The sequence below is a fragment of the Ruegeria sp. YTSA219 genome (assembly GCF_059609985.1).
In genome coordinates this window covers 111,790-119,589 of record NZ_JBXWMT010000010.1, presented here as the reverse complement: position 1 = coordinate 119,589, position 7,800 = coordinate 111,790, and the positions used below count along the sequence as shown (strand labels likewise).

General features: G+C 54.2%; 6 protein-coding genes. 1 reads left to right on the top strand and 5 read right to left on the bottom strand.

Annotated features, from left to right (window positions below; all coding sequences use genetic code 11):
• Nucleotides 1–289: 289 nt before the first annotated feature.
• A complete protein-coding gene (locus tag AC2FFB_RS14790) occupies nucleotides 290–1,033 on the top strand; it encodes a LytTR family DNA-binding domain-containing protein (RefSeq protein ID WP_271950522.1) in 744 nt (247 codons plus the stop codon).
• 6 nt (nucleotides 1,034–1,039) lie between these two features.
• Here the strand turns inward: AC2FFB_RS14790 and pdeM are convergent, their stop codons facing one another.
• From pdeM to AC2FFB_RS14765, 5 genes are all read right to left on the bottom strand, one after another.
• Nucleotides 1,040–1,702: a ligase-associated DNA damage response endonuclease PdeM gene (gene pdeM, locus AC2FFB_RS14785; protein ID WP_496875098.1), complete on the bottom strand. Its 663-nt coding sequence runs from the start codon at nucleotides 1,700–1,702 to the stop codon at nucleotides 1,040–1,042.
• Nucleotides 1,703–1,744: 42 nt separating this feature from the next.
• Nucleotides 1,745–4,162: a ligase-associated DNA damage response DEXH box helicase gene (locus AC2FFB_RS14780; protein WP_496875101.1), complete on the bottom strand. Its 2,418-nt coding sequence runs from the start codon at nucleotides 4,160–4,162 to the stop codon at nucleotides 1,745–1,747.
• A complete protein-coding gene (locus AC2FFB_RS14775; RefSeq protein ID WP_496875097.1) occupies nucleotides 4,149–5,741 on the bottom strand; it encodes a sulfotransferase in 1,593 nt (530 codons plus the stop codon). The genes AC2FFB_RS14780 and AC2FFB_RS14775 overlap by 14 nt, the downstream gene beginning before the upstream one ends.
• Before the next feature lie 94 nt (nucleotides 5,742–5,835).
• Complete coding sequence (locus tag AC2FFB_RS14770) at nucleotides 5,836–7,143, bottom strand: DUF8689 domain-containing protein (RefSeq protein ID WP_496875096.1); 1,308 nt, start codon at nucleotides 7,141–7,143, stop codon at nucleotides 5,836–5,838.
• Nucleotides 7,144–7,261: 118 nt separating this feature from the next.
• Nucleotides 7,262–7,798 carry a prepilin peptidase gene (locus tag AC2FFB_RS14765; RefSeq protein ID WP_496694279.1) on the bottom strand — a complete coding sequence of 179 codons (537 nt, stop codon included), beginning with the start codon at nucleotides 7,796–7,798 and terminating at the stop codon, nucleotides 7,262–7,264.
• Nucleotides 7,799–7,800 lie beyond the last annotated feature (2 nt).

Sequence of the window (7,800 nt, the reverse complement as noted above, 5' to 3'; positions counted from 1 at the left end):
ACAATCGCATGCCTGCTGGCCAACACCCTGACCGCCGCATGCCGCGCAAACAAACTCCCCGAACCAGAAGGCCTGACTGTGTGACCCATAGCGGACAGTCGTGCATGTAGATTTTCAGGGCCGGGGAACTCCCCGGCCTAAAATTTGTTAATATGTAAACTAAGTGTGAGATTACGGGCATTGAATGTGCCTGTATTGGTGATAAACTTTCTATTCCAGCCGGTTACGTTGTAATATGGCAAGTCCCCGGTAGTATTGGCTGGACCCGGAGAGTTGTTGTCGAGTGTTTATGTTCACGAAACTGCGCCCAGTTTTCGCCGAAATAGTAGGGTACCGGTTGATTGCCGGGCTGGTTTTCCTTCTGCTATTGTCCTTCGTATTCCAACCATTTCAGGCCATCGAAGTAACCTTTCCTTGGCGCTTGGCCTTCTGGATCGGGGTGATGGCGCTGGCGCTAGGAGTGACCTGCGTCGCAAGAAGATTGTTGCGTAGGTTGTTCGCTGAGACCGAGTTTTCTGGGCGCGACCTTGTGCTGATATCTTTGGTTTTCGTCCTTTTCGTTCCAAGCCTTTGGTTGATGGTCTGGTTGCTGTTTTCGGCCAACGGACTGCCGTGCCCGGATATGTTATCCGTAACATCTTATGGCGCCTTGCTGTCGGTGGGCTTGATCCTGGTGCGGCGTGAGGCATCGAAACCTCAATCCGAATATGCTGAAATTCCGCTGCCGCGCATGTACAAGCGGTTGCCGGGATCCTTTCAGGGCCGGGTCTATCGCTTGACGGTCCAAGACCACTATGTGGATGTGGTGACTTCTGAGGGCACGTTTACGATCCGGTCGCGTTTTACCGACGCCATAGAGGAAATGGAACCTATACCGGGCCATTGCACGCACAGATCGCATTGGGTTGTCGATGACGCCATTGCTGGGGTCGAACGTAAGGGTGGCAAGATCATGTTGCGCCTGAAGAACGAAGAGCTTGTTCCGGTCAGCAGGAAATACCGTCCGTTCCTAGAGGAAGATGGTCTGATCTGAGCCGCCCTATCTGGGCATTGGGATCATTTGCGGGATTTTCCCTGTCAGGATCGCCATTGCCTGATCGCTCATCAAGGCGTCCAGAACGTGATCCGAGCTAAAGAGCCCACCAGTATAAGTCCCATAGGCAGGCAGGATCAGACGCGCCTGATCCATCAGGAAGGCGGGGCGGGTGATGGAACGACCGCGAACCCGCACGCGCGCCTTGGGGTGGTAATGTCCCGAAACCTCAGCCTTGCCCTTGGGTTGCGCAATATGACGAAAGACCAGAGGGTCAACCACATATTCGGCCAAATGGCTTCCGCCCAGATCTACCGGGCCGGGGTCATGGTTTCCTTCGATCCAGACCCAGCGGCGACCGGCCTGCATCGCCGTAATCTGCAGCCTGTCGGGCACACTCAAGGCGTTTAGGGCATCAAGATCATCAAAACTATCCCCAAGGCAAATAACGATGTCAGGCTGCGTGTGCTCGATATCTGCGGCCAATCGGGCCAGGGTGTCCTGGCTGTCATAGGGGGGTAATGTCGTGCCGCCCCGGCGCGCCAAACGCTCGGATTTACCCAGATGCAGATCGGACACGCAAAGCACGCTTTTGTCGGGCCACCAAAGGGCACCAGACCCAAGCGCGAGCAGATTTTGCCCGGCTAAACAGATCGAAACTTCGTTCATGTTACGTTCTTTGCGACGTTCCGCTATCGCGTGCAAGAGGTTTTAGCAGGATTTCAGCCCAGCCTCTTGCAATAGGCGCGCGCTTTCTTCCGCCAGCAAGCGTTCTTCAGCAGCACCTTTGACGGGTACCTTGCCAACCTCAAGAAACAGTGGTGCAGCCAGAGGTGAAACCCGATCCAATCGCATCAGATCTATACGTCCCCCGATCCGCTCGATCAGTGCCTCGATCCGCCCGAAATCGACGAGACCGCGCATGGCCTCTTCTCGGGTGATTTGCATTAACAGGTGATCGGGATCGTATTTCAGCAAAGTATCGTAGAGGATATCTGAGGAAAACGTGGCCTGCCGACCACTTTTGCGCTGACCGGCCATGTTCCGTTCGATCAGCCCTGCAATCGTGGCCGAGGCACGAAAGGTGCGCTTCATCACGGCATTGCCCGCCAGCCAGGTTTCCAAGCCGTTGCGCAGCGCGTCGGGCTGAAATAGCGGACGCGGGTCTATCACCGCGTCCAACCCCCAGATCAGGGTTGCATAGTCGGTGGCAACAAAGCCCAGCGGTGCAAGGTCCGTTTCTTCCATCCGTTTGGTCAGCAACAGCCCCAGCGTCTGCTGGGCGTTGCGACCTGCAAAACCATAGACACACAGGTTTTCGCGCCCATCGTTGGGGAAACTTTCGACCAGTAACCTTTCACGTTGAGGTAGGCGCGAGATATCGCGCTGCAACGCCAGCCAATCCGCGGTATGCGCGGGTAACTGGGGCCAATCGGGCTGTGCAAACAGCCGCAGGATACGGTTGCTCAGCTGCGTCGAGGTCGCAAATTTGGTGCCTGAAAACGTTGCGATCTTGGGCTTCTTATCCGCTCGGCGGCTGACTTCGACCGTCATCTCGCGCAATCCCTCATAGCGCACGATCTGGCCGCCGATCAGAAAGGTATCTCCGTGGGTCAGCGAGGCAGCAAAGGCTTCTTCGACCTCTCCCAGAGGTTTGCCCCTTCGATTGCGTTTCAGGCGGACTTTCAACGTATCGGTGTCCTGAATCGTGCCAAGGTTCATGCGGATACGCTGCGCAGCACGGGGGTCACGCAGCTGCCATTGCCCATCTGGCCGTAGCTGAAGCCTTTGCCACCGATCATAGGCGCGCAGGGCATAGCCCCCGGTTGCACAAAAGTCCAAACAGGCGTCGAACTCTGCTCGGGTCAACCCGGCATAGGGCCCCGCTGCGGTCATTTGCCGGAACAGGTCATCGGCCAAGAATGGCCCGGATGCTGCGGCAATCAGGATATGTTGACACAACACATCGCGTGGACCTGCGCCGCGGGGATCACCGTCCAGATCATGAGCTTTTACAGCCTCAAGTGCCGCTATGCATTCCACAACTTCGAAGCGGTTTGCGGGCACTAACAATGCTTTGGAGGGGGCGTTGTATCTGTGATTTGCGCGCCCGATGCGCTGAACCAGCCTTTTGACGTTTTTGGGCGCCCCGATCTGAATGACCAGGTCGACATCGCCCCAATCAATACCAAGATCCAGACTGCCTGTGCAGACGATCGCGCGCAGCTCACCGCGAACCATTGCGGCCTCGACACGTTCGCGTTGCTGCCTGTCCAGACTGCCGTGATGAATGCCAATCGGCAGCCCGTCTTCGTTGGCAAGCCAGAGGTTGTGAAAGAAAATCTCGGCCTGTGCGCGGGTGTTGTGAAAGATAAGCGTCGTCTTATGCTTCCGGATCTGGTCCAGAACGGCAGGGATGGAATAGGCCGCGCCACCGCCCGACCACGGAGGCATTTCCGGCGTTTCCAACATTTGGATATCGGGGTCAGGCCCAGGATCGGCCTCAACGATCCGGCAGGGATCAGGGTGACGTGCCAGAAATCGGGCAATCGCATTGGGGTCTTCGACCGTTGCAGACAAGCCCACCCTGCGCAGGTCCGGGCAGAGCCCTTGCAGACGGGCCAGCGCCAGCATCAGCTGGTCGCCACGCTTGCTCTCGGCCAGGGCGTGGATTTCATCGACAACCACCCGTTGCACGCCCTGAAACATCCGCCCGGCGTCTTCGTAAGAGGTCAGCAGGGCCAGGCTTTCAGGTGTGGTCAAAAGGATCTGCGGTGGGTCAACCCGCTGACGCTTTTTCTGTGTGGCTGAGGTATCTCCGGTGCGGTCCTCAATCCGGACGGCCAGGCCCATTTCCTCGGCCGGGCCACGCAGGTTTCGCCGGATATCTGCCGCCAGCGCCTTGAGAGGGGAGACGTAGATTGTATGCAGGCCATCATGGCTCCGCTCTGCCAGATCGGCCAGCGTGGGCAGAAATCCGGCCATTGTCTTGCCCCCGCCGGTGGGGGCTATCAGCAACGTCGCCGGTTCAAGGGCCCGGTCGTACATGTCCTGCTGATGCGGGTGGATGGACCAGCCCCGAACCGAAAACCAAGTTTCTATGGCTTGTGGGATTTCAGTCCTCTGAATTGACCCGATTTCCTTTGAAAAACAAAATCAGTGGCGCGAGTATTCCCTTGAATTGGTAACGCAGCTTAGGCTGTGACGTCATTTCTGGTCCGTTTGCCAATCCAAACCGAGTTAAGAAGCGTTTATTCAGGGTCAAACCGACAATCCGATGCCAGTGAACTTCACCTGCCCTAGGCCCATCGTGGTTTCCGTGCCCGCAACCCTTAGCGACAATCCGATTGTGGCACTCTGTCAGCTTAAATTGAACCGATTGTTCGCCGTGCCGCCCAATCGTATTCATAAAGCCAGCTTGATCCTCACCGGTTTTGTCGCCGGCTTCGACTAGAATATCAAGAAATTGAGCCTCAAGACCACCATCATCAGTCAACAGCGACTGATGATCCATGTCGCGAAGGTTGGGCGCGACCTTTAACAGCCCGCTTGTGAGCGAAGACGTCCTGAAAACACGACATGATCCGCAGGTCTTATCAAATTCTTTGACCTTGAATGCAGAGAGCAAGGCAAACCATTCTCTGTGTGGAATCAGCGCCAGATTATATCCACTCTTTATAATGATGCCATCGTCGCCAGAAGTGTTTTCCAAGAAAGTTACTACTTTATCGGTGAAATTTGAACGAACAAAGTCATCTCCATCAAAGAGCATCAAGTAGTCCGGCTGATGATTTTTTGCAGCGAACCATATCCCCGCTGAGTACTTCATGGCTTTGTCAACGCGCACAGCGTTTCGGTTGGCAACAAAGCCCGGATGGTCCCGAGTCTCAAGAAACGTTACACCCTCTGAAAAATCATCTGCCCACTTGGGTTTGTGGATACAAACTACGACAATCCGAATATCGGAATTTGATACCTGCGCACACAAGTTGGTAAGAGTCACTTTCAAAATCCGCTCCACCATACTGTAGTCCCGGATCTTCCTCCCATCTGGATGCACGATTGGGATAACAAATGTCATCTTCGCTGGTCTGCCTGAGATCAATTGTGACGAAGTTTCTTTTGAACCTTGTTCTTCACTCAGTTTTATTTTTACGCCGGGTTTCACGTTTGGAAATGGCTCGGCAGGTATAGGTTTTTGTAAGAAACTACACAGTTCTTCCCAAGAACTGCCATCCCAATAGTTCTGCACCAACAAATCACCCGGTCGTTGAGAGAAATACTCTTTGACGTTTCGACTATGTTCTGAGCTGACGCGGATGAAGCGTTCCTTTTCGAAAGTTGAAACGCCATAGCAGGACATTCGAGAATCACGTATGAACCGATCGGTGGGGTCAGGGTTGTTGCGGAATTGCCGTTCGATACTTGCTAGCCAAGAGTCAACGGGTCTTTCAGTTAGAATGAATTTCGATCCAGGATAGGCACGGTCCAATTCGCGGAAGTAGGTTCCAATAGGTAGGTCTGTAACTGCGTCGAAGCCTTGCAGGTAGTCGGTATCAAAATTACCTGCCCACCAATCGTTCAGGCCACGGCTGAGTGTGTGGCGGTAGGTGGCAGAGCGATACCCCAATTGACTCAAAGCCAGACAAAGCGATGTGGTTCCAGTTCTCGAAAGCCCGATCCCAAACACTTTGGCGTCTTTCGTCACAGCAAAACTCCTCGGACATTAAGATAGGATACCCCTGTAAGCCGAACTTGGTACCTACTATGGGAATTTTTGCTGCTGAATATTATACTTTTTTCTATCTTACAATCTGTTCGTCTTTGACGAACATGTTGGCCCAAGCGCGTTCAATTAGATCGGGGCTCATCTGATAGGGGATGCCCTCGAATTCGCAGATCGAGATCATCTGATCAATCAGGAATATCGGCTGATAGTTCGCATAGATGTTGTCGATGGTCGGGTATTTGACCTTTAGCAGATGGACCAATGCGGCCTCGTCCAGAGGCATCCCGCGTTTGCGGGCCACCATGGCAAAGATTTTCAGGAAGTTCTCTTGGTTCGGACCGTCAATCTTGATCTTGAAGAAGATCCGGCGCAAAGCGGCTTGGTCAAAGATCTCGTTGGGGTGAAAGTTGGTCGAAAAGATGACCAGCGTGTCAAAGGGCACTTCGAATTTTTCACCCGATTGCAGGCCAAGGATATCCTTGTTCTCTTCCAGTGGAACAATCCAGCGGTTGATCAGGGCCTGAGGTGGTTCCTGCTGACGGCCAAGGTCGTCAACGATAAAGATGCCGCCCGTCGATTTCAGCTGCAGCGGGGCCTGATAGGTCCGCGCCGTAGGGTTATAAACCAGATCGAGCATGCTGAGTGACAGTTCACCGCCAGTCACAACAGTTGGTCTTTCACATTGGACATAGCGCGAATCAAACCGCTTGCGGCGGCGCAAGCTATTGGGATCATCTGCTTCTTGTTCGATGGCTGTGTGTACAATCGGGTCATACACCGTGATCACCTGACCAGCGTATTCGATGGCATATGGGACATAGACATTGTCGCCCAAAGCATCCCGAATACCGTTCGAGATAGAGGATTTACCATTACCCGGAGGTCCATACATCAGGATTGATCGGCCTGCACTGACCGCGGGTCCAAGGTGGTCCAGCAGGCTGTCAGGCAGAACCAGATGGCCCATTGCCCCGGTCAACTGGTCGCGGGAAACCTGGATATTCCGGATCGACTGGCGTTTTACCTGCTCGCGGTACACATCCAACGGGACGGGCATGGCGCCGAAATATTCGGACTGGCTCAGCGCATCCAATGCACGCGCTTTGCCCGCATCGGTCAGTTGATACCCCATCTCATTGCCGCTGTTGGCGTTCAAAGTACCGGTTGCTTCCAGCAGCTTTTGTTCGCGGGCAAGGTCGATCAATTCCTGTGTGACAGAACCCGGCAAGCAGATCGCTTGGGCAACTTCGGAAACTGTATCTACGGTTTTACGAAAGATAGTTTTCAGCAGGATATCCCGCATCATAACAATAGGAAGCTGCATATCGCCCAACCCCTTTGGGGTAGGGGGGGCCATTACCGAGGTTGTCTGCATATTCATGAGCGTTGCCCGTCTAATTCAGTATTCACGCCAATAGCCCTGAAAAGGGCCCTTTGACGAAAATTTGGCCGGGCTTTGTGTCAGTTCCAAGGCGGGGACAAGGCGGACTGATGATAGTTTACGAGCCGTAAACAGTTCCAAGTATCAGGTAGATGGCCAGGGTTGCACCAAGCGCGAAACCCATGGGAAACTGTTTGTCCCGACGCCAGCTTTCCCAATCTGGGGCAATAGCTCTGAGGGCGGTATGTTTGGCCAACCGATGCGTGACAAAGGCCGCCAAGGTGGTCGACATCAGGATCAACACTACCAATGTGAAATCGCCCATCCAAACAAAGGCTGAGGCCGCGGCTATGAATTTTGCGTCTCCGGCTCCCATAATGCCGGCTGCGTTGAGCAGAATGCCGATGACCAGCATTACAACTATATGTAACAGCTGCCACAAATAGGGTGGGAGGGACACAGAAAACGGGCCAGAAATCCAACCATCCGACCAGGGCGGCAGGACAAACAATCCGATGACCGCAAATACCAAGGCCAGTGCAACTACGGCGTGATTCTTGATGAGCATGTCACGCAGGTCGGTGAAGGCCACGTAATAGCAGATCGGCAGTACGAACGGCAAAAACCAGGCCGCAGCACCCGCTGGAATATGCATGT